This window comes from Chitinophagales bacterium (assembly GCA_020636495.1).
Classification (GTDB): Bacteria; Bacteroidota; Bacteroidia; order Chitinophagales; family Chitinophagaceae; genus UBA5543.
In genome coordinates, this window is record JACJXQ010000008.1 from 2,326,353 (window position 1) to 2,350,208 (window position 23,856).

General features: G+C 42.9%; 22 protein-coding genes. 6 read left to right on the forward strand and 16 right to left on the reverse strand.

The genetic code is table 11. The annotated features are described in order from the left end of the window. Nucleotides 1-58 precede the first annotated feature (58 nt). From H6550_10270 to H6550_10295, 6 genes are all read right to left on the reverse strand, one after another. Nucleotides 59-2,212: a S46 family peptidase gene (locus H6550_10270; GenBank protein MCB9046510.1), complete on the reverse strand. Its 2,154-nt coding sequence runs from the start codon at nt 2,210-2,212 to the stop codon at nt 59-61. A gap of 108 nt (nt 2,213-2,320) precedes the next feature. Beyond that, nucleotides 2,321-2,848, reverse strand: coding sequence for an LPS export ABC transporter periplasmic protein LptC (gene lptC / locus H6550_10275; GenBank protein ID MCB9046511.1), 528 nt, complete (start codon nt 2,846-2,848; stop codon nt 2,321-2,323). Nucleotides 2,849-2,903: 55 nt separating this feature from the next. Further along, a complete protein-coding gene (locus tag H6550_10280; GenBank protein ID MCB9046512.1) occupies nt 2,904-4,193 on the reverse strand; it encodes a hypothetical protein in 1,290 nt (429 codons plus the stop codon). Next, entirely contained in the window at nt 4,174-4,908 is a 735-nt protein-coding gene (locus H6550_10285) for a type III pantothenate kinase (protein ID MCB9046513.1), read from the reverse strand. The genes H6550_10280 and H6550_10285 overlap by 20 nt, the downstream gene beginning before the upstream one ends. A 99-nt stretch (nt 4,909-5,007) precedes the next feature. Next, entirely contained in the window at nt 5,008-5,652 is a 645-nt protein-coding gene (locus H6550_10290) for an LON peptidase substrate-binding domain-containing protein (GenBank protein MCB9046514.1), read from the reverse strand. A 1-nt stretch (nt 5,653) separates the two neighbouring features. Then, nucleotides 5,654-6,907 carry an O-antigen ligase family protein gene (locus tag H6550_10295; protein ID MCB9046515.1) on the reverse strand — a complete coding sequence of 418 codons (1,254 nt, stop codon included), beginning with the start codon at nt 6,905-6,907 and terminating at the stop codon, nt 5,654-5,656. A 40-nt stretch (nt 6,908-6,947) separates the two neighbouring features. On the opposite strand from H6550_10295, the gene meaB reads away from it, so the two are divergent. The 3 genes from meaB to H6550_10310 all read left to right on the forward strand — a co-directional run bounded on the left by meaB (nt 6,948) and on the right by H6550_10310 (nt 10,386). Further along, a complete protein-coding gene (gene meaB / locus H6550_10300) occupies nt 6,948-7,865 on the forward strand; it encodes a methylmalonyl Co-A mutase-associated GTPase MeaB (protein ID MCB9046516.1) in 918 nt (305 codons plus the stop codon). 145 nt (nt 7,866-8,010) lie between these two features. After that, complete coding sequence (locus tag H6550_10305; protein ID MCB9046517.1) at nt 8,011-9,102, forward strand: UDP-N-acetylglucosamine 2-epimerase; 1,092 nt, start codon at nt 8,011-8,013, stop codon at nt 9,100-9,102. Between the two features lie 120 nt (nt 9,103-9,222). Then, complete coding sequence (locus H6550_10310) at nt 9,223-10,386, forward strand: undecaprenyl/decaprenyl-phosphate alpha-N-acetylglucosaminyl 1-phosphate transferase (protein ID MCB9046518.1); 1,164 nt, start codon at nt 9,223-9,225, stop codon at nt 10,384-10,386. Nucleotides 10,387-10,390: 4 nt separating this feature from the next. Here the strand turns inward: H6550_10310 and H6550_10315 are convergent, their stop codons facing one another. The 4 genes from H6550_10315 to H6550_10330 all read right to left on the reverse strand — a co-directional run bounded on the left by H6550_10315 (nt 10,391) and on the right by H6550_10330 (nt 14,405). Then, nucleotides 10,391-11,710 (reverse strand): hypothetical protein, encoded by a 1,320-nt coding sequence (locus tag H6550_10315; protein ID MCB9046519.1) that lies wholly within the window; start codon nt 11,708-11,710, stop codon nt 10,391-10,393. Nucleotides 11,711-11,729: 19 nt separating this feature from the next. After that, entirely contained in the window at nt 11,730-13,268 is a 1,539-nt protein-coding gene (guaA, locus tag H6550_10320) for a glutamine-hydrolyzing GMP synthase (protein MCB9046520.1), read from the reverse strand. Nucleotides 13,269-13,289: 21 nt separating this feature from the next. Next, on the reverse strand, nt 13,290-13,604 hold the full coding sequence (locus H6550_10325) for a DUF3467 domain-containing protein (protein ID MCB9046521.1): 315 nt from the start codon (nt 13,602-13,604) through the stop codon (nt 13,290-13,292). Nucleotides 13,605-13,709: 105 nt separating this feature from the next. Next, the gene (locus H6550_10330; protein MCB9046522.1) at nt 13,710-14,405 is read right to left on the reverse strand and encodes an adenine nucleotide alpha hydrolase; all 696 of its coding nucleotides are present in this window, start codon (nt 14,403-14,405) and stop codon (nt 13,710-13,712) included. A gap of 418 nt (nt 14,406-14,823) precedes the next feature. Between H6550_10330 and H6550_10335 the strand changes: the two genes are divergently transcribed. Then, entirely contained in the window at nt 14,824-15,414 is a 591-nt protein-coding gene (locus H6550_10335; GenBank protein ID MCB9046523.1) for a PhnA domain-containing protein, read from the forward strand. A 24-nt stretch (nt 15,415-15,438) separates the two neighbouring features. On the opposite strand, the gene H6550_10340 is transcribed toward H6550_10335, so the two are convergent. The 3 genes from H6550_10340 to H6550_10350 all read right to left on the reverse strand — a co-directional run bounded on the left by H6550_10340 (nt 15,439) and on the right by H6550_10350 (nt 18,491). Further along, nucleotides 15,439-17,271, reverse strand: a complete 1,833-nt coding sequence (locus H6550_10340; protein ID MCB9046524.1) for an excinuclease ABC subunit C — start codon at nt 17,269-17,271, stop codon at nt 15,439-15,441. Nucleotides 17,272-17,284: 13 nt separating this feature from the next. Beyond that, nucleotides 17,285-17,818 (reverse strand): hypothetical protein, encoded by a 534-nt coding sequence (locus H6550_10345; protein ID MCB9046525.1) that lies wholly within the window; start codon nt 17,816-17,818, stop codon nt 17,285-17,287. Between the two features lie 91 nt (nt 17,819-17,909). After that, a complete protein-coding gene (locus H6550_10350; protein ID MCB9046526.1) occupies nt 17,910-18,491 on the reverse strand; it encodes a YqgE/AlgH family protein in 582 nt (193 codons plus the stop codon). 155 nt (nt 18,492-18,646) lie between these two features. On the opposite strand from H6550_10350, the gene H6550_10355 reads away from it, so the two are divergent. Next, nucleotides 18,647-19,381: a ZIP family metal transporter gene (locus tag H6550_10355; GenBank protein MCB9046527.1), complete on the forward strand. Its 735-nt coding sequence runs from the start codon at nt 18,647-18,649 to the stop codon at nt 19,379-19,381. A gap of 10 nt (nt 19,382-19,391) precedes the next feature. Further along, a complete protein-coding gene (locus tag H6550_10360; protein ID MCB9046528.1) occupies nt 19,392-20,267 on the forward strand; it encodes a TraB/GumN family protein in 876 nt (291 codons plus the stop codon). 5 nt (nt 20,268-20,272) lie between these two features. Here the strand turns inward: H6550_10360 and H6550_10365 are convergent, their stop codons facing one another. The 3 genes from H6550_10365 to H6550_10375 are packed head-to-tail and all read right to left on the reverse strand — an operon-like array spanning nt 20,273 to nt 23,840. After that, nucleotides 20,273-20,668 (reverse strand): response regulator, encoded by a 396-nt coding sequence (locus tag H6550_10365; GenBank protein ID MCB9046529.1) that lies wholly within the window; start codon nt 20,666-20,668, stop codon nt 20,273-20,275. Nucleotides 20,669-20,671: 3 nt separating this feature from the next. After that, nucleotides 20,672-21,763 carry a hybrid sensor histidine kinase/response regulator gene (locus H6550_10370; protein ID MCB9046530.1) on the reverse strand — a complete coding sequence of 364 codons (1,092 nt, stop codon included), beginning with the start codon at nt 21,761-21,763 and terminating at the stop codon, nt 20,672-20,674. Then, nucleotides 21,756-23,840, reverse strand: a complete 2,085-nt coding sequence (locus H6550_10375) for a sensor histidine kinase (protein MCB9046531.1) — start codon at nt 23,838-23,840, stop codon at nt 21,756-21,758. The genes H6550_10370 and H6550_10375 overlap by 8 nt, the downstream gene beginning before the upstream one ends. Nucleotides 23,841-23,856: the final 16 nt, after the last annotated feature.

Sequence of the window (23,856 nt, forward strand, 5' to 3'; positions counted from 1 at the left end):
AAAACATAAAGGCAGGCTTCTTACGAAGCCTGCCTTTATACATTCAGAGTATAAATGCTTATTGGTGCATATCTACCTCTTCTATCAGGTTATGAGCCTTACCCATCTTCTCTATCACCCAGAATATGAAACGAGCATCAGTACAAATGGTTCTTTTGTACTTCTTATCAAATGCAATATCACCACTCATTGCCTCCCAGTTACCGTCAAAGGCTATACCTACCCACTCACCGTTACCGTTGATGATCGGGCTGCCTGAGTTACCACCTGTAATATCATTAGTAGTTATAAAACACGTACGCAGTTTACCATTAGCATCTGCATATTTACCGTAGTCCTTCTTCTTGTACAGGCTTACCAGTTCAGCAGGAGCGTCAAACTCATCATCACCGGGTTTGTACTTCTCCATAAATCCGTCCAGTGTGGTATAATAGTCATAATGCACTGCATCCTGCGGGCTGTAGCTCAACACCTGTCCGTAGCTTATCCTCATTGTAGAGTTGGCGTCTGGATAGAACAGGTCGTTCTTCTTCATTTCCATCAACCCACGGATGTATTTCTTTTTCAGCGCTTCTTTACTATCCTTATACTTGTCGATCTTAGGTTCGTACACCTCTTTGTAGTTGCGAGCGAAACTCAATGCATATCTTAACGCTGCATCATCCAGCATCTCTTCAAGATTCGGATTTGCCAGGAAAGCATTCAACTTAACTGTATCCAGCAGGAAAGTGTTTTCAAACACGTATTCAGCGTAATCTTTGAAGGTTTTATCCAGGTCGCTGTTAGCAAACTTCTTGAATATCACATTCTGATACACTTCAGGATGTTGGTTCTTAGGAATATCATTGTAGAACATCTTAGCCATTTCTGCCAATATCTCTTTCTCTGTATTCAGGTCAAACCTGGGCATGATGCTTTTGCGGGACTTTTTGATGTCTTTTACCTGCTTTTCGATTTCTTTCTCGTCAGGTTTCTTCTTGTTCAATTCCAGGTACAGGTCGTAGAAATCAGACCCCAGTGCAGCCAGCAATGACCCCTGGAATGCCTGGCTATAGTATATGTTATGTTTTGCATATGGTCTGTATGCATTATGTATAGCCTCAAACTCCTTCATGATACCCTTATATTCGGGAGCATTCTTTGCCGCCCATTGAGTGAATTCAGCTTCTTCTTTTTGCTTCTTCTCTACTACCTTCAGACGCTTCAATTGCTCTGTCTGGCCGATGAAGTATTTCCAATAGTTAGAGATACCTGCATAATAAGAAGTAAGCTTCAGGTAAACAGCCTTATCGGTTTTCATGTTCTTACGCATGATCTCCAGGCGTTTTTCACGTGGCTTTACAATAGACGGGTTTGTCTCGTTGATAGCTATGTCAATACCGTATGACACATCATAACGGTTGGTACGACCGGGGTAACCGAATATCATTGAATAATCGCCCTCCTCTACTCCTTTGATGGAGATAGGTAAGAACTTCTTAGGCTTATAAGGCACATTATCTTTTGAGTATTCAGCCGGCTCATTGTTAGCATCGGCATATACACGGAACATGGAAAAATCCGCAGTATGTCTTGGCCACATCCAGTTGTCTGTATCACCGCCATATTTACCCAGCGACCTTGGAGGAGTACCTACCAGCCGTACGTCTTTATACTTCTTGTACACAAGTAGTATGTACTGGTTGCCTTCAAAGTAGCTTTTCACCTGCGCTTCATAGTTACCTTCAGCTTCGGCAGCTTTAGTCAGCTTTTCTACGATCTTCTTATACTTCTTATCATACTTGTCACCTTTCGACCGTCCCACAGCTTTTTCAACCTGGTCTGTAACATCTTCCATACGCTCCAGGAACAAAGCAGTAACACCTTTTGCAGGCAACTCCTCTGAGTAGCTGTATGCCCAGAATCCATTATCCAGGTAGTTATGCTCTACAGAGCTTAATGCAGTAATTGCGCCATAACCACAGTGGTGATTAGTGATCAGCAAGCCATTTTGAGATATCATCTCACCCGTACATCCTCCACCAAATTGTATCACAGCATCCTTAAGACTGCTGTGGTTGATGTTATACAGGTCTTCCTTTGACAACTTAAGACCCATTTTGACCATCTCATCGTAGTTTTTACCTATAAGCATGGGCAACCACATACCCTCATCAGCCTTTGCAGGCAACATTGCGCATGCTACAAGCAGCGACAGCAGAATCTTTTTCATTATAGTATAACCTTATTTAATGTAGTATTAAATGAAACGAAGTGCAAAATTAACAATAAACAGGAAAGGACATAAGGGGGAAATTAGCGTGATTTTCATATACCCTATCTATTCCGGCACTTCTTCTTTGTTTACCCGAACTATACCCTTGGGGTTTTTAATGCGGTACCACGAAAAGTCTTCGTTAGCTTCCAGCCCGTCTCCATACATCACCTGGTCGGGTGTATTAATGCGTACAAACTTTTCGGTATAAAACTTCTTGACATTCTGATTCCAGATCAGTTCCTCGGTCCTCAAAGTTTCACCCTTCTTATTCACAACAACCACACTATCCCTGATCAGGACATTACCTTTACCTTCATACCAACGGGCATACTGGGCTGTCAATGTACTCTCCACACGCGTACTGTCATTAAAGAACTCTACTTTCAGCCCTTTGCGCATATCTACATAGGGAGGTTTGGCCACCTCATTCCGGATAAACTCTGTGGCATACATGCGTATCTTGGACTGCCCCCGTTCACTGTAAATAATGGTAACCTCGTCAGCCTTGTCCTCCTGCATAGAACTTTTATTCACAAGGGCATTTATCTCCTTGGGATCATTCTTACATCCAACCAGAATAAATACAGCCATAAAAAAAACAGCCGGTATTGCTCCGGCCAATGTTTTATTTAGTGTGTAACTGCAATTAATCATATTTACGTTTGATGAACCATTTATCATTCAAAGTAATACCAATGGTAGCCTTAACAAAGTTCTCCCTGAATAATCCGTTGGTTTCACTGCCTCTGCGACCTATCTCAAAGGCAGTATTTACGCGGTCAGTATATCTTTTGAAAGGCAGGCCGAAACCAAATGTAACTGCATAATAGTTAATTGGCGTATTACGTACATATACATAATCCTGTCCGTAATAGAACCCAAGACGGTACGTCACACGACTGAAATACTTCCTGAGTGCAGTAGCATCAGGCGTATACTCACCTCCTGCTGCTATTTTGTATGAAACATCTCCTACTGAGTCTACCCTTCCCAAGCCCTGGTAGTTACTCCAGTTGGCTGCAGAAAAGTCAACTCCTATCAGCCATTTATTACTATCAGCTATTTGTAGTCCTGCACTATACATCAAGGGCATTGTAAGGGTGCCCTGCTGGGTTAGCCTACTGTATGCCGTATCCCCTCCGGAATAGTTGTAGCTCATCCAGAATTCATCCAGCTTGGATTTAATATCCTGGTTTACAGCAAAAGTAGCTCCGGCTCCTAATAATAGATTACTGCCAATTTTGCCATTATACTGCAAACCACCTTTCCAGTATATTCCACCACTCTTCACCACTTTGCTAAACTGGGCATCATTCACGTTCTGCGTATTATCAATGCTTTCCAGCAAGCTGGAGTAAACAGTACTACCAAAAATATAGCCGAAATTAAACCCTGCACTAAAGCCTTTATACTTACCTGCAAAACCAACATAAGCATAACTCAAAGAACCATCACCATAAAATGTACGCACACTATTGCCATATAAAGGGATAACAGAAGTATCGCTCAACTTATAATATATGTGTGTCAACGGCATAAAGCCGAAACTCATACCTGCATGTTTGCCAACAGGCATCCCGATATTCATATGGTTGATAGTGGCCATACCCGTTTTGAACTTCTCATTACCTGAGTGGATCGTCCTGGTACTTGCCTGCAAACTACCTTCATAAGTAGTCAGTAATAACGAAGCATATGATGCAGGATTACTGGCATTTATGGCAAAAGGATTATTGTAGCTGGAGGTTATCCCGCCCATACCTTTCATCAACGGATTGATACCATTCCTGAATTCACCTATACCAAACCTGGTATATGGAGCATTCTCCCTGTTTGACTTAGTTGAAAAGTTCTGCGTGTTTTGAGCGTAGCCGGTCCCGGCAACTACTACAATACAAATCAATAATAGGTAATGCTTATACAGCTTGTGGAACATTATGTTTCAATATTATATTCAGTCCCTTCAAAATGATATCAGGGTCTGCAAATATCTCACATTTAAGCTTGCCCTCAAAGTATTGCATATCGCCACCAGTTAACACCGCGTTAAAATCACTGTATTTGCCAGCAAATTCGTTCACCATACCATCTATTTCAGATGTGATCCCAAATACGGCTCCACTACGCATACAGGTTTCAGTATCATAGCCCAACAGCAACGTCTCTCCTCCCAGGCTTACTTCAGGTAACTTATCTGTAAACTCATGCATAGCTCTTAATCGCATGCGTAGGCCCGGTGATATAGCCCCTCCTCTGAAAGTACGGTTGTTCTGAACAAAATTGTATGTGATGCACGTGCCTAAACAAACAACCAGGTTATTCTTGGTTGGGTTAACACTGTGAGCACCCACTGCCATGGCAAGACGGTCTACTCCAACAGAATCTGACGAGTAGGCATTCATTACAGGCGTTGATGTCCGGTCATCCATCCTGATGAATCTTTTCACATTTGAAGCTAACATATCTTCAGTCGCTGCAGATTGTGAAGAGACGCTGGCAATAATGGCATACGCCGGCTTCTGCTCTTCCAATATTTCTGTCAGACGCATATGCGCGTCATGAGCAGGGAAGCTATAATTAGCCTTAAGCTGTCCGTTCTCAAATAAACCGGCCTTTACGAGGGTATTACCCCAGTCGATACAAAGATTCATTGATATTAATAAGATTTTATCAGTTAGATGCCTAAAATACTAAAATGATACTTATTGAAAGAAGAATTGCCCTACTTTTTACCACAGAATAATAATTCATTATAACTCAAGGTCCCCGAGCGACAAATCTCTGAAGTGTCCATTCATTTTTATTCTGGTCTTGGCTTGCTCAAGACTATGCAGCATGGGTGTCATCTTGCTAAGATGCTTACGTATATATTCCAGTCTTTGCGTTTCTGTTAACAGGTTCAGCAATTCATATTCCTGCATGAGTTCCATACCTGTATAATGAGCTATTTTATAGGACAACACGCCTGTGTCTGTTTGCGGGAATTTTTCCTCAACATTCAATAGTGCATATAGCCGTTTCACCTCGGTGAGTATCGTTGCAGAAATCCTTGTATCATCAGGCTCCAATATATTTTCCGGGTAATTCACAATTGCGCCTGAATACATTTTGTCCGGCACTTCCTTTACGACATGTAATATCTTAAAGACACTTACCCCCCTGGCCTTTATATCCATTTCACCATCGTTGTATTCTTTTACAAGTTCTATCACCTCGAGTGAGGTTCCATATTCCTGGACACCGTTATTCATCACTACGGGTATACCAAAATGTTTCTTTTCCTGTATACATTCATTTATAAGTTGTTTATACCTGGGCTCAAATATGTGAAGGTTTAATGGTTCCGTAGGATAAACAACAATATTTAAGGGGAAAATCGGTATAAAATTCGTCATGTTATTTGTTTGTGTTTTTCACCTCTGCAGATTGGAGCTTCATAGCATGCGCCATCCACAATAAAAAGAATAGATAAAGGTACACACCAAATTGCAATTCAAGGAAGGGCTCAACCATCAGTGGTACGAACATGACGAACCAGGTACTGAATAAGAAAAAACCACTCCTGTCCCGGTGTACCCACTTCAAAGGATAAAATATCCATACAAGGAATAACAACAGTGCTGGCAAACCACAACCTAAAGCCACAACGAGAAACTGGTTGTGCGGCTTGAGTTGCTGAAAAGCCGGCACCGAAGGATAATACTTATTATAGCCTTCTCTCATCACGTCGTGCATGTCGCCTATGCCCGTACCTGCCCATAAGTGGTCAGGCAATATTTTCAGTGTCACATCATAGGACACCAGGCGGCCGATGTCGCTGTAATCACTATCAAAATGCCCTTCTTCAAATACCTTCCACGAGTACCTGAAATAATCTACTTTTTGTTCAAAAGTAGGCACGTACTTATAGGCGCTGATAGCAAATAGTACAATAAGTAACAGTATTGCCAGGCCCGTGAATGGTTTGCGTTTGAACACTATATAAACTGCATACAGCAGTACGAACAGGTAGAATACCAATAGACCTGTCTTCACGGCTACAACATGCAGGTAAACACAAAGGATCACCAATGATATATATATAAATAACTTCGCCGGTTTATTCGTCAAAATAGGCACCATAAAAAAACACCATATTATGAATAGCGATATTGACAGGCTGTAACGTATGTAATCGTGAGATGCAAGCGTTGGCATCACTTTCGAGAATCGATACTGCTCTATATAATACCCGGGGTCAGAAACAAGAAAATATATACTATACCCTACGCTTCCAAGAAACAAGATAGCAGCACCTACAGTAAACATGCGTAGTTGTTTTTCAGAAAATGCAGGTAACAGTGAAAATGAAAGAGGTAATAATAATACCGGCAATTTCACAGATACCCTTTCATTCCACTGAGGTATATTATCGCTCCACAGGCCGGAAACTACATAAATGCCTACCCACGCTACACCCAATAGCCACCATTTGTTTCTGAACCAGTGACGGGGGTGCACGCCAATAAGTCCGTTAATACCAAATGCAATTGTACTTGCAGAAAGCAATGCCCTTGACAATAAAAAACCGGCCAGCATACCCAATGCACAGACAATGGCTATATTCGTCTTTATTTCCGGGTTATAATTAAGAGATATATTTTTACTCACGATTGCGATATATACCTAAAACGGTTGTAAATTCATTTTAGTGCAAGACAAGATAAGACAACTTTTATCAGACATACAAGCGGGTGATTATAAAGCACTGGCAAGAGGAATTACTATTATAGAAAATTCATTGCCCGGTTACGAAGATATACTGCTGCAACTTACCAACAAAAGCAAGGCAAAATTAATAGGTATCACCGGGCCTCCCGGAGCCGGGAAAAGCACCCTGGTGAGTGCGTTGCTTAAATTCTGGTCCAAACAAGGAAAAAAGATAGCTGTTATCGCCGTCGACCCCTCCTCTCCCTTCAATTATGGCGCTCTACTTGGCGATCGTATAAGAATGAATGAGTTTTATAACGACCCGAATGTATTTATCAGGTCACTCGCCAGTCGGGGAGCATTAGGAGGACTGCATCCTAAGATCATTGAAATATCAGATGTTGTCAGGCAGGCACCGTTTGACATAGTATTGATAGAAACCGTAGGTGTTGGCCAAAGCGAAGTGGAAATAGCAGGGTTGGCTGATTGCAGTATTGTAACACTGGTGCCCGAAGCCGGAGATGAGGTACAAACACTGAAAGCAGGTATCATGGAGATAGCAGACATATTTGTGATCAATAAAGCCGACAGGGATGCTGCCGATGCACTATTTGCCAGTTTAAGGATAATGGTACATCAAAAAGCAACAAATGCAGGTGAGATACCCGTTATCAAAACGATAGCTACAGAAGGTACGGGCATAACTCAATTGGCTGAGAGCATTGACAACTATTTTGACCACCTCAACAGCCACTCTGAGCATAAAGTGATTCTGCTCACAGAAAAATGCTGGCAAATACTACAGGCACAGAGGATGAAAGGCCTGGATAAAACATCTATAAAAAAGGAATTAGCTTCAGCACTGACCCGACCTGATTTCAATCTATATGCTTTTACCAGGCATATTTTGTCAGAATAATTACTATAAACTAAATATTAACATTCGTGGATAATATCTGCATGATGATTTAGCAGATTCCATTTTAGTTATATTTACATTTGGAGGACTGTGCGCAGAGTACCCTTTAAATACATATGTACAGTACGATAAGAGTTCGGGAAATATGCTGATTGATTTCATCGCAGGTTCTAAGATCGATTTTTACAAAATTGCACCGGTAATTGCAGCCGTTCAGGAGCAACAGGATGCTGGCGTAGACATCGGCTACCGTCTTATATATACCGGAACAAAAGTTGATATTGAGCCCGAAGATGAAGGTTTTTCTCACTACAGCATACCTGCACCCAATATTCTGCTAGACATATCAGAACCAGACCCTGCAGCCTATGCCGCTGCTGCATTGATGCGCTATGAGCAAGTGCTTGTATCGGGGAAACCAAACATCGTAATGTTATTTGGCCATAGCACCGGTGTTATGGCATGTAGCCTGGTAGCTGCCAAAACCGCAGATATAAAAATAGCACACATAGGATCGGGGATGAGGAGCTTCAATCGTTATTCAGGCGATGAGGTAAATCGGAAAGTTATCGATTCTGTTACAGATTACTATTTCCCGATAGCCCAATCGTCCGGGGAGAACCTACGAAATGAAGGGGTACCTGATGACTATATTTTCTTTGTCGGAAACCCCGTTTCTGACCTTGTAAACAGGGAAATGGCGGATATGCCGCAACCCGCTATCTGGAACGCCCTGAAACTTCAGCAAAAAAGATACTTCCTCCTCAACCTGGAACATTCCAGCGTAACAGGCAGCCAGGCGAGAATGAAATCATTGCTACTGCAGGTCATAAGGCTCTCGAAAGGTTTGCAGATAATACTACCCGTAAATAATGACTCGTCAAAAACACTCAAGTCATTGGGAATAAAAGCTCCTAACCTGCATATAATTGAATCGCAAGGAATTAGTTCACTTTATTACTTGGCACATCACGCAAAAGCTGTTCTGACAGATACTGAACAATTACAGGATGAAACGACACTGATGCAAATACCATGTATGACCCTGCTGAAAAGTGTTGCACGACCAGATACTTATACCATTGGTTTCAACGAGATCGTCGGGTTACAGCCTGAATCCATGACTGAGGCTTTTCATAAGTTATTTGCGGGAGATTGGAAAAAAGGACGTATACCCTACTTATGGGACGGCAAAGTGGCCGGCAGAATACTGTCCGTGCTCAAAAAACTGTCATAGTTATCCACATACCGTTGAAAATTCAATCCTCAATTAACAGCGTGATAACCCTTACACATTATAATTCACGGTTTTATTACCCTAACTTTACGTATAATAAATACGCATATCATTACTGATATGATTCAACTACCATCGCATCTTCTATATCTGCTTTGTTTTGTCAGCGCGCTGATCATCAGCATTATCTCCATACCTCAGATAATTATGGTGGCGACAAAAAAGAGGTTGTATGACACTCCTGACAATGACAGGAAAATACACCTGCGTGTCATCCCCAACCTTGGTGGCATTGGTATATTCTTTGGTTTTATTACTACTGCCTCTCTCTTCATTTCACCCGAAGCATTTGCCAAATGGAACTACATCATAGCGGCCTCTTTATTGTTGTTCCTGGTAGGTATTGCCGATGACCTGATATCGCTCAGTCCGTCAAAAAAATTCTTTACTCAGTTCATCGCAGCTTTTATCGTCGTTTGTGTAGCAGACATCAGGCTGAAGTCACTACATGGTATACTAGGCGTTTATGGAGACCTGCCCTACTGGTGGAGTGCTATTTTTAGTATCGTAGGCGTGATTTTTATCACAAACGCCTACAACCTGATAGACGGTATTGACGGACTGGCAGGCTCTATAGGTGTACTTTCCACTTTAACCTTAGGCATATCTTTAGCAGGGTTTGGTCACCCGGGCGCAGCATGTCTTTCTTTCTGCCTCTTAGGTGGCATCGTAGGATTTCTTCGCTACAATATCTCCCCTGCCAAAATATTTATGGGAGATACCGGCTCCCTGCTTATTGGTTTTATCATATCCCTGCTATGCATCATGGCAGTAAACACCTTTAACGCAGAAAGCAGCTTTGCTAAAATAGTTACCTCTCCGGCCAATATGCTGGTCATTGGGCTTTCAGTGCTTTTCGTACCTGTTTTTGACACATTCAGGGTATTTACTACCCGCCTTATGAAAGGCGTATCTCCTTTCAAAGCCGACAGGACACATCTGCACCATTACCTGCTGGATATGGGTTTTACGCATACAGATACGGTTGTCGTGCTGATCGTAGCTAATATCCTGATAATTACCGTATCTCTGCTGATGCAGGACTTTAATCCCAACTTTGCGATTTTCAGCATATTAGCCATTTCGATGAGCCTGTTTGCAATATTGTACTATATGCGCAAAGCCAAGCTGGCCCAGATAGCCAATTCGGCCAATAACCCGCCCAAAGGTAAAACACAGGAATTTCCTGTAAACAAATTCAACGATGCAGCTAACGGGAAATAACTAATTACTGCTCTACCATATAGGAACTACCCTGGTACCTGTACAGGTATACGTGCTTATTCTCATAATACATGATATCACCCTTCTCGTTGGTTTCGGGTTTTATCTCATAACGGGTAAACGGAGCTCCTCCGGTATCCCAAAGGTGTTCATTAAAAATGGTGCCATATCTTTTCAATAGGTTGGCATACCAAAGCATGGTCTCATACCCGCGAAATACCATATTATCAGCCTTGCCTACATACTTCCTTTTATAGGCATTCATTACGGCCTGTCCTGAAGCGGTAGATGGGTCGAAATAGAAAGGACTGGTAAAATATATGACGATATTAGGATAAGCATCTGCTTTTTTAAGCGAAATCATGTTATCCCATGATGGCATGCCCCATACTTCAAACTGGTAATCGGGAAACCATTGGTTCAGCCTCAGCAAAATGCCGTCTACATACTTATCATTAAGTATGGGCATAACGATAACATTCTTGATATCCTTGCTCAGTAATGGTAACAACTGGTCGCGGGTAGGCATTTCATCACAAGGCACCTTTTTAAATTCTATGGCATTATTGGTAACAAAATTGCTGAGTGCAACATTGTCTACCGATACCGTTGTCCTGTAAAAGAGCAAGGGTGTAATGATACCATTCTTCTTATAAATGAATTGCTCAACGGCATCGCAGTGGGTTTCCAACGTGGGTTGTATCATCATAAAGTACGGATTGTCTGATACACTATGATTGGAAGGCGACAATGCAGATACAAAGTTAATATGATGCTTCTTGGCATAATTAGCTATCAATGGGAAATCTTTGGAAGACAGGATGCCCAATATCAGGTCAGATCCCATGAAAGCATCTGTATTGACAAGCGTAGCGGGCGATTCGAGCTCATCAGCTACGTCATAGATATACAGGTCGAATTTGTAGCCCAACTTCTTAAGCGTGTCTGTTGCCAGTACCATGCCTTCGTAAAACTTGAGCGATGGTATTACTTTATCCGGAAGCTTTGTTTTATCTACAACCTTACCGTCCTGCACCAGCTCAGAAAGATATAAAGGTGCCAGCACATCTATCCTGTACCTCTCCTTTATGTCTGATGGCGGGTATATGGAAGGTGGTTTCTTTTCAACTGTATTTTTTGTATGAACAGAGGGCCTGTTGGCTTTCTCAGAAGGGTGTTGTTCGTAATATTTCTGCTGTTCGGCCCTTCTTTCTGCTTCTCGCCTTGCCTGCCTGCGCTCCCTGCGACTTTGTGCATGCACTTCCGTGCTGCACATAACCGCGATGGCCATTCCTAACAATATAATACATACTGTATTCCTCATAACGCCGTCTTTACGACTACTATTCCCATTCTATTGTTGCAGGTGGTTTCGAGCTGATGTCGTATACTACCCTGTTGATACCGTTTACCCTGTTGATAATGTCGTTAGACACTTTTGCCAGGAAATCATATGGCACATGCGCCCAGTCAGCGGTCATGCCATCTACAGATGTTACTGCCCGCAGGGCAACTGTAAACTCGTAGGTACGCTCATCACCCATAACGCCTACACTCTGTACAGGTAGTAATATCGCGCCTGCCTGCCAGATATCATGGTATAAACCAAAATCGCGCATATGCTGGATGTATATGGCATCTGCCTCTTGCAGCATACGCACCTTTTCGGCAGTCACCTCGCCTAACACACGGATACCCAGACCCGGACCAGGGAAAGGATGGCGTTGCAGGAATACATCGTCGATACCCAATTCACGGCCTATGCGCCTTACCTCATCTTTGAACAGGAAGCGTAGTGGCTCAACCAGTTCCATGTGCATTTTCTCTGGTAGTCCGCCCACATTGTGGTGCGACTTGATCGTTACAGACGGGCCATTTACAGATACCGACTCTATTACATCAGGATAGATAGTACCCTGCCCCAGGTAAGCAACATCTTTTATTTTCAACGACTCCTCATAGAATACATCGATAAACAAGCCGCCAATAATTTTCCTTTTTCCTTCAGGATCTGATACACCCGCCAGCTTATCGTAGAACATCTGTTTGGCGTCGATACCTTTCGTATTCAGGCCAAGATGCGCGTAACCGTCCAGCACCTGCTGAAACTCGTCTTTGCGCAACAGGCCGTTATCTACAAATATGCAATACAGGTTGTCGCCAATGGCTTTATGTATCAGTGTAGCAGCAACAGTAGAATCGACCCCACCACTCAGTGCCATCACCACCTTACCATCACCTACCTGCTCTTTTATTCGGGCTACTGTTTCCTGTATGAACGCTGCAGGCGTCCAGTCGCGGCTGCAACCACAAATGTCTACCGCAAAATTCTTAAGCAACTGCTTTCCATCAGTGCTATGTGTCACCTCGGGGTGAAACTGTATAGCATAGACAGGATTCTTAGCATACCCTTCAGCCGATGTAAATGCCGCAACGGGAATACTCTCCGTTTTAGCTATCACTGTAAAGCCTTCCGGCAGCTCCTTGATCGTATCGCTATGACTCATCCACACCTGCGAACCACTTGATATAGTAGCTAATAATGGGTTGTCTACCAGATCTTTAAGATGTGCACGACCGTATTCCCTGTGTGTAGATTTTCCTACGGCACCACCTGATTGCTGAGCTAACAACTGAGCACCGTAACATACGGCCAGAACGGGTAGCTTATCAGCTATAGCCTTGATATCCGGCTTGGGGGCATTGGGGTCATTCACAGAGAAAGGACTACCTGACAGTATTACCCCTTTCAGTTGCTCATCATACTCAACCGGTTTGGTGCAAGGTTGTATCTCGCAATAAATATTCATTTCGCGGATACCCCTGGCTATCAGCTGGGTGTATTGCGAACCAAAATCGAGTATCAGTATCTTTTCGTTCATGCAGTATATGTAATAATATTATTATGCTTCTCCTGTAGTACCGCCAAAATTGAATGGTATGTTTACCTGCTCCTGCTCCTGTATCACACCATTCTGGGCTTCAAAGCGTTTCACGTTCTCCACCAACGCGCGCATCAGCCTTTTGGCGTGGTGCGGGGTCATTACTACCCTTGATTTTACCTTGGCTTTAGGCACGTTTGGCATTACATTTACAAAGTCGAATACAAATTCGGCAAATGAGTGCGTAATGATCACCAGGTTAGAATAAACGCCATCAGACATCTCTTCTGTCAGCTCTATATTCAATTGTTGTTCTTGCGATTGTCCTTCTTGCATCTTGATCGTTTATTAATAAGGCTGCAAAGTTAAAAAAAGAAAACCAGTGCCATGAATAAAATAAGAATAGTAACAAAGCATTATTTCTGAGTGCCACGGGGCAACCTACACATACAGGTCGAGGAACCAGAAACCATACCCCTCGCCCTTATCAGGATCGGGAGAAGGATATACAGTATGCACCACTTCGCCCAACTGTATAGGAATGGGAGCTTTGAAATACGGAGCGTTGTACACAAAAGTGTGGAACTCCCCATTCTCCCCACAAGGGTCAACACCGGCGGGCAGGTCGTTCAGCAAAGATGAGTCTATCTTTCTTCCAAGAAACTCTTTGCCTAAAACTGCCTCATTAACGCATACGATAACCGCTTCAATACCCACATTGTCAACCAGTTGCACCATATCTCGAGTATCCATCCCCCAAACAGGGAATATACCTTTGAAACCTGCTGTCGCTAACTGGTCTTCACGATACCTCCTCAGGTCTTCCAGGAAAATATCGCCGAACGCTGCCGTGGTTATGTTTTCCTGTTTCAGTTGTGCCAGTACATGGGTCATGGCCTCGTTGTACACATCGTGCGAGGGTGAAGGCGGCAGGTGTACTTTTTTATGCCTGATGCCCATCCGTTCTGCCTGCATATCAAGCAACTGCTCACGAACACCGTGCATCACTACCCTATCCTTCTCGCTGTTAACAGTAGTCAGCAAAGTTGTCACATCATAACGCTCGTCCTGCCGCAACAGGTGATAAGCCAGTGCAGCATCTTTGCCGGAGCTCCAGTTCAAAACGGTTTTTACCATGGCTGCAAAACAACGGATAAAATCCTGAAAATATACAACAGTGAACACCATTATACATTTAAGAAAACCTCAACCATACCTGCCGAAAACCGGTTTGTATCGTTTTGTTATGTTTTGTTATGTAAAACGACACCCTTGTAAAAAAGTACCTTCCTAACCGATTGATAGTCAATAGCAGCATTTTCAGCCCCAAAAGGCCTGCAATCAATTGGAAATATTCTGCATACATAACAAAACTACAGTGCTTAGACTTTATTGGTTTGTAATATTTGCTATTTCAAAGAGCTTCACTCAAATAATACAAATTTACATAAAATAAACGTACTATACAATTAATTATCAGCAATACAATGACCAATATCATCAATAATAAGCTCAGTAATATTTTTAACTTTGGCGCTCATTATCATCTCAGCAAATGACACTCGAAGAGAGATTAATAGCACGCAGCGGAAATAAATGTGAATTATGCGAGGCCGAAGGCCATATGAATGTATATGAAGTGCCCCCGCAAACGGGAGGTTATGAAGAGCATAATATACTGATATGCGATAAATGCCTGGCACAAATAGATAAGAAAGAAGAGCTGGACAATAAGCATTGGAACGTGCTGACCACCAGCATGTGGAGCGAGGTGCCGGGTGTGCAGGTAGTGAGCTGGCGTATGCTGAACAGGCTGAGAAATGAGGCATGGGCGGCAGAAAGCCTGGACATGATGTATATGGATGATGAACAACTGGCATGGGCCAAAACCAGCGGCGACCATGAGAATGATGCCAGTGTAGACCTGCACAAAGATGCCAACGGAGCACAATTATTTAACGGCGACAGCGTGGTACTGACAAAATCGCTGGACGTAAAAGGCAGTACTGTGAACGCCCGCGTAGGTACAGTAATAAAGAACATCCACCTGGTAAGTGATAATACAGAACAGATAGAAGGACGCATAGAAGGCCAGATGATAGTGGTACTGACCAAATATGTAAGAAGACAGGCTCCTAAGGAATAAAGGGGCAGGAAATATCAATAAAAATTATGCATCAGGAGCTGTAGGGTCGCCTTCATGCTCATGAAAGTGGTTCCACACGAGGCGGGCTTTTTTCTGCCCTACTACTCTTGTCAGTTCCCGCTCAGTAATAGTTTTGATATTTTTCACCGAACGGAACTCCTTGAGTAATTGCGTGGCCGTAGCCTCCCCGATTCCGGATATAGCCTCCAACTCGTTCTTAAACGTGCCTTTGCTGCGCGTATCCCTGTGGAAGGTGATACCAAAGCGGTGTACCTCATCTCTTATGTACCTTATCAGCAGGTTCACCGAGCCATTGTAGGGTAATTGTAGCGGCTCACTATCTCCGGGAAAGAATATGGATTCTTCTCTTTTGGCCAGGCCAACAACCGTCATACGGCCGGTAAGCCCCAGCTTTTCTATACTTTCCATGGCCGAGCCTAACTGTCCTTTACCACCATCTATGATCACTAGTTGCGGCAGGGGTTTCTTTTCATCCAGCAGGCGCTTGTAACGGCGATACACTACCTCAGCCATAGAGGCGAAATCGTTTATGCCTTCCACAGTTTTGATATGGTAATGGCGATAATCTTTCTTTGACGGCACACCGTTTTTGAAACATACCATTGCAGAAACGGGGAACGCCCCCTGGAAGTTGGAGTTATCGAAACACTCAATGTGTACCGGTAATTCTGAAAGCTGCAGCGCATCCTGCATTTCTTCCAACACTTCCATCTTACCTTCTTTTGAAGCTCCGCCCAGCAACAGGGTTTCTTTGCGTTTGTTCTCATCTCGGTGAACAAAAGCGTTCTTCAGGCTTAATTCAACCAGTGTTTTCTTATCCCCTATTTTAGGTATGGTCAGCTTAACATTTTCATCTGCCAGGTCTATCTTTATGGGTGCCAGCACCTCGCGTGTTGTGCTTTTGAATGTGGTACGCAGGTTGTCATAAGCTATAGATAATATCTCATCATCGGTTTCTTCCAGTTTTTTCTGCACGATCATATTCTGCGTGTAGATGATATTACCACCTATCACCATCATATAGTTCACAAAGGCACGCTCTTCGTCACTTACCAACGTTATCACATCCACATCACCCAGGCGGGGATTGACAACTGCGGAACGGCTGGTGTATCGCTCCAGGTCTTCTATCTTTTTTTTGTGTATCTCTGCCTTTTCAAATTGCAGCTCTGAGGCGTAACGTTGCATCTCGCCTTTCAGGTAACCGAACACCTCGCCCGTGTTACCTTTGAGTATATGCCTTACCTGTTGCAGGTTCTCTGCATATTCCTGTTCGTTCTGCAGCCCTTCGCAAGGCCCGCTGCAGTTGCCCAGGTGATATTCAAGACATACCTTGTATTTGCCTTTTTTAATATTTGCATCTGACAGGTTCAGGTTGCAGGTGCGCAATGGTATCAACTGCTTGATGAGGCCCAACAACTCCCTGACCCGTGCCACACCTGTAAACGGCCCCAGGTACTCTGAACCATCTTTTATCACTCTGCGCGTGATGAATACCCTCGGGAAGGGTTCCTTTTTGATGACTATAAATGGATAGGTCTTATCATCTTTGAGGTCGATATTAAAGCGTGGCTGATAGTGTTTTATGAGTGAATTCTCCAGTAAAAAGGCATCATGCTCCGTATTGGTGACCGTATATTCTATATGATGAATAGACATGACCAGTTTAGTGGTCTTATAATTAGCAACGGTCTTATTGAAGTAAGAGCTTACCCGCTTGCGCAGGTCTTTAGCCTTGCCCACATACAGCAACTCCCCATGCTTGTCGTAGTACTTGTAACATCCCGGCTGATGCGGAATACCCGGTGCTATGTCACTAAACTCTTCTTTGGTCATACCGGTTTACTCTTTACATGAAATCATACGCTACACGCAGTTCTTTGCGACGGCCTGTTCGTGAAGTCTCCAACTCCTGTATACTTATGGAGGTAACAGGTATATAGAACAATTTCAGGTCGCGTGTGCCCATGCGGTCACTTTTGCCCGCTTCAATATATATTGCCTTTACCAGGTTGGTTTCTTCATCTGCAATTACCTGTAATTTTTTTGTGTACAGTTTCTTGTTCTTTGCCTCAAACAAGAAAGTATTGGTCTTGGATGCAGGATCGTTAAAAGCCGAAAAGTCGTACTGCCCGGCAAATTTATCGCTGCTGATATCCGTCTCGAAGAATGCTTTTACTACCGGCGCCCAATCCATGTCTATTGAGTTGGTGATGACACTGTCTGTAATACCATTGAAAGTCACCTTTTTAATGATACCATATGGCTGACCTTTGTATGTCTCCCACTGTTCCTGCCCGTAATACATTACTGAGAAACGGGTATCACTCGCTTCTTTATCTTTCTCTCCTGCTGACTTACTGCACGAGGCGACTAAAAGCATCAAACAGACAACTAACAATCTTAATGGCATAACACAAACATGCATGAGCCTCCAAAGTTAATAAAGAGAAGGGTGACGTGTATGGTAAATATTAATTAAGACCGGGATCGGCGGGCATATTGGCCAGGTAACGATAATCTTTGCCAAGTGAGTAAATAGCCCGTTGCCATATCTTTTCAGGTTCGGTATCAAACATAATATCAGCAGAGGTATCGGCTACCAGCCACGAACCTTCTTCCATTTCGTTTTCCAACTGGCCGGGCGACCAGCCGGCATAGCCAACAAAGAGCCTTATATCCGATTCAGGATATGAGGGGCTGGTAAACATAGTTTGTAACATATCGAACGAAGCCCCCCAATAGACGCCTTTATTCACTTCAGTTCCGCCGATATCACCCGGGATGCGGTGTAATACATGCAGTGTATCTAACTGCACAGGTCCCCCCTGGTTGACAAACAGATCCGGTGCATAGATATCAGGCAACAGATCGCCGATGTTGACATTCATCGGGTGATTGAGAATAAATCCCAAAGCACCTTCAGCACTATGTTCGCAAAGGAATATTACAGAACGGGCAAAGGTGGTATCTTTCAGAAAAGGCTGTGCTATAAGCAGTTTGCCGGCTGCCAACAATTCCGTTCGGGTCAATTTATGTAGATCCAGAAAATCCATTGGTATAATAAATATAAGATTTATAGTGACAAATACAAATATGTGCTCCCGGAAAGAATATAGGCACATATATTTTATCGATTGAAAGCATAATATGCCCTGCCTGATTAAAAAAATGATTTTACTTTTGTTGTTTGCACACATATAGCATAAACATGTCATTAACGTACAGTCTTTTACTATTTGCCATTACATTCCTCGGCGGAAGCATACCGCTATGGAACAAAAGGCTGAACGATGACGCTATGCAATACCTGCTGGCCTTTTCAGGTGCATTCCTGCTCAGCATGACCTTGTTACACTTATTACCGGAAACTTTTGAGGAAATAGGTTCAAAGGCGGGGATATTTCTTTTGGCGGGTTTTTTCATCCAGTTGTTCATACAAAGGCTGACACATGGTGTGGAACACGGACATGCTCATATACATGTGCATGATGGCCATAAGCATATCCCCATCACATCTATAATGCTGGGGTTGACAATACATGCATTTATGGAAGGTCTACCCTTGGGTTTCAATTACAGGATGGACAGCACAGAGCCTGCTTTGTATATGGCTGTTGCTGCACACAAGCTTCCCGAGGCTATTCTTGCAACCTCTCTGATACATGAAAGCTACAGGTCGAAGACAAAAACAGTTATCGGACTGTTCATATTTTCAATGATAACACCATTTTCAGGCATATTCGCTAACATGCTGGGTATGAGTTATCACTTCATCTCTCAAATGGTGATATGGCTGATACCGATAGTTGCAGGAGCATTTATACACATTTCCACTACTATATTCTACGAAAGCGGCACAAAATCGCATATGCTGACCGCTAAAAAGATACTGGCTATTTTATTCGGTATAGGCATAGGATTGCTTACATTGGCATTTGAATAAACACAGCCGCATGAACAAGATACTCTTCTGCACCTTTATTTTACTCAGCACCATATGCGGCGACAAGGTGTATGCCCAGTCTAAACAAGCTGATAACAGATCTTTGCTATGGAAAATAAGTGGCAAAGACATGCGCCAGCCTTCTTACCTGTTTGGTACCATACATATGATATGCAAAGAACAATTTATATGGACCAAAGCCATGGAAAAGAGCCTTGAGGCATCAGAAGAAGTATGTATGGAAATGGATATGGACGACCCGTCTATACTCATGCAGATAGCTTCGGGAATGATAGAGGGAGACGGCAAAAAACTACAAGACCACTTTACTGAAGAAGAATATAAGCTGGTAGAGAAATATTTTGCCGACAGCCTGGACATAGACATAACCATGTTTGCCGGCATGAAACCAATTGTGTTGCAAACATTGCTGGTGCCGTCTGTACAGCTTTGCGATAGTACCGTTTCTTACGAGATAGCCATATCAGGCATGGCCAAAAGTCAACAGAAAGAAATAACAGGCCTTGAAAGTCCCGCAGAGCAGATAAAGCTGATGGATGAGATACCGGTAGACAGCATTATTAAAGAACTGCTGGAGGTAGCATCCGGAAAAACCGGCGACGACTCTGACAACATCGAAATGATCAACGCATACGTTCACCAGGATATTCCTGCTCTTTACGAACTGATACTGAAGTCTAAAGAACAAGGCGATAACCTGGATGCATTCCTGGATGAAAGAAATGAAAAATGGATAGACCGTATGGCAGAGCATATGGACCAACGATCCGTATTCTTTGCGGTAGGTGCCGGTCACCTGTGGGGCGAAAAAGGCCTTATTAATTTACTAAGACTACAAGGGTATACCGTAGAGCCGCTGAAATAGGTGTATCAATACTCTTCAAGGACGGCTAGTATAGTGTCATTCGTCAGTGGCTTATTCAGGAAATGTCTTACCGAAGAATACCCTTTAACTTTTGCGATGTCATTCTCATTAATAGAAGATGAGAGCATGTAAATATGGTAGTTGGCTTTAACGTCGGCAGATAACGCTTCAAAGTTCTCAACAAATTCAAAACCGTTCATCACAGGCATTTGTATATCACAAAAAACAACAGTTGTAGCGTCTGCCTGCGGAGGCGTGTCTTTGATATAGCTCAAAGCTTCTGTAGCTTGCTGAAAAACCTTGACTGATTCAGCCTTGCCTGTATTCTGAATGATCTTCTCTGCAATAAAGCAGTCCAGCTTACTATCGTCTATGACTATAAAATTTATTTTTCCACTCATCTGTTACTTACTTGGAATAGTTACTGTAAATTTTGTTCCCTCGTTCTCTTTTGATTTTACTTCTATTTTACCGTGTATCTTTCCCAGGGCGTCTTTAACGTTATACAATCCAAAACCAGAACCTATCTCGTCGTTAGACCCTCTGAAGAACATATTGAATACCTCTCCAAGGTTCTTTTCAGGAATACCGATACCATTGTCTTCAATCGTGATAGTAGCTGTTCCATTCTCAACTTTGATCTCGAATACTACAAATTTATCATCATTATTCTTTTTCTGATACTTGAATGCGTTTGATAACAGATTATTAAGGATGATCTTGATAGAAATGTCGTCTGACCGGAATTTTGCATCCTGGTGTACTGACTTTACGAATCGAACATTTTTCAGCCTGCTGGTAATATCATACAGGTCACTCATATCCTTCATCGTATTCTCAAAATCCACCTCTGTAATATTCAATTCTCCGCGTCTGATACTATAGTGGTCGTGCAGGTTCTGAATATAGTTATCCAGTTTCAGCATTGCATTCTCCATCATACCCACCATTTCCTTTATCTCAGCCATATCCTCGGCATTCTTGGTCAGGTCTATGATACCCAACACGCTCAATATAGGGCCACGCATATCGTGTGTGGCACTGTAGGCAAATTTATCCAGCTCATCATACGCTTTCTGCAGTTCATCATTCTTTAATGCCAGCAAAGAGGTTGTGACATAGAACTTGTGAGCCTCGTCGATAGCAGACTGAATGTCTACGTCCGTCCAGGGCTTTTTGATATACCTGAATACATGCCCCCTGTTTATCGCATTGATAACCGCGTCAATATCAGCATAACCAGTTATGAGTATACGGATGGGAGCAGGGTATTTGGTGCGAATGTCTTCGAAAAACTCGACACCTGTCATGCCGGGCATTTTCTGGTCGCTGAGGATAATGCTGATGTCAGGGTTTTCCTCCAGCTTTTGCAATGCTTCGTCGGTATTGTTGGCGATGAAAATATTATAGTCAAAGCGGAATGACGCCTTGAAACTGACAAGGTTATTAGGCTCATCGTCTATATATAATACCTTTATTTTTTTCTTACTATCCAATGTTTTCCTGAGTTTGAACAGTTACATGTTTTGCGGGCAGACTTATGACAAATTCCGTTCCCTCTCCCAATACCGATTCCAGTTCTATTTTTCCGTTATGTTTATTTATTGTGTTATATACAATTGACATGCCCAGGCCCGTACCTTCGCCTACCTCTTTGGTGGTAAAGAAGGGCTCAAATACTTTCTTTTTAGTATTCTCGTCCATACCAATACCGTTATCCTTGATGTTTATCACTACCTGGTCGTCTTTATAAAAAGTGGAGATGGTCATCACGCCACCTTTTTCACCTTTGAACCTTGAGGTAATGGCCTGCAATCCATTTGTAATAATATTCAGGAATACCTGGTTGAGTTTACCCGGGTAACATTCAATAGTAGGAATGTTACCATATTCTTTTACAATATCTATATTAGAGCCTAAAGTGTTTCTCACAATAACAAGTGTAGAGTCAATACCCTCATTTATATCTGCGATCTTCAAGTCGTCCTCATCCAATCTAGAAAAAACCCTCAGGCCTTTTACGATCTCTGCTGTACGATTAGACCCCTCGGTGATTCCTTTTAACAAATACTCGATCTCTTCTTTCAGATAATCGTAATCCATTTCTTCTTTCAACTCGTCTATCTGCCTTTTCTTGTCATCATGTGGCAAAGCAGCATCAACCGTAATTTCCTCTACCCTGCCCAGCATTTCTATGATCATCTCAATGTCTCGCTTAAGCGGCTTTACGTTCGATGTCACAAAATTGATGGGGTTATTGATCTCGTGCGCGATACCCGCTGTCAACTGACCGAGCGAGGCCATTTTTTCTGACTCAACCAGGTGCATTTCTGCCTCTTTCAGGTCATGCAGGGTTTTGTTCAGCTCAGCATTCGATTGGCTCAGCTCCTGGGTGCGCTCATTTACTTTAGTTTCCAGTATTACGTTTTGCTCCCTGATTATCCTCGCATTTTCTTCAAGTGCTGCTAATGCCTGGCTTTGAGATTCTTCTTTTTCTTTCCTGAGTATATTGATACTATCAGCCAGTGCTATTGACAGCAATACAACCACGAATGCTGAACCTATCTGGATAATGGATACCGTAAACAGGTTGTAAGGCAACACCCCGAGGTCTTTGACAACAAATACCATTACACTTAGCAAGAATACGGTCCACGCTACCAGGAAGAATAATGCCGGCCTGTATTTGTGTTTTACACGAATGTATGCCGCCGTTCCGATCATGTATAACGACAGCGGCAAAGCATTAAAATTGAGCAAATTGTAGCTCAGGTGTTTATCACCGACAAATGCGTTGATCATCGTAACGACATACGCGATCACAAATACCCAAAAGCCTATGTGCAATCTTGGCGCAAAACGCTTTGTATGCAGAAAACTACGTATAAACGCAATGGAGGCAAATGCCGTAAATGAGGGGAACAGGTAAAGACTGTACTTTTCGAAGCTGTAATGTTGTGGCCAGAGATATTTAAAACCCAGCCCGGTAATATTCAACTGCACCAGCGCTACACTGAATATGTATAATATGTAGTACAGGTAACTCCTGTCTTTTGTACTGAAGTACACAAACATGTTGTACAACAGCATGACCAGCATGATGCCAAAATACAAGCCACTGAGCATGTCTTTATTCAGATCTGCATTAGCCACTTTTACAGGCGAACCAATTTTTACAGGTATCAACAACTGCGTATTGCTTTCAACACGCAAATAAAAAACAGTGGGCTCGCTACTCACGGCGGGCATGTCGAACTGGAAGTTCTGGCTGGTGTTGCCCCTTTCTCTGAATGGTTGATCTTTATTTATCTCTTTTGCTTCATAGCCATCGTCTCCCGGAGCATAGAATGTTACTTTTTCAAGAAGGGGGTTTTCGATCTCCAACAGAAAATTGCGATAGTTGGATTCGTTGGAGACGATCATTTTTATCCAGACAGCGTATTGTGCAACACCTAGGTTGGGCACTTCTGACACAGAAGGCTGAAACAGGTCAGCTGTTCGCACTTCGTCAAACGACTTCGTACCTGCCGAGTCTACATAAATATTCAACGACTCACCTAACAGCTTTGGCACGGCTGCACCGGTAATA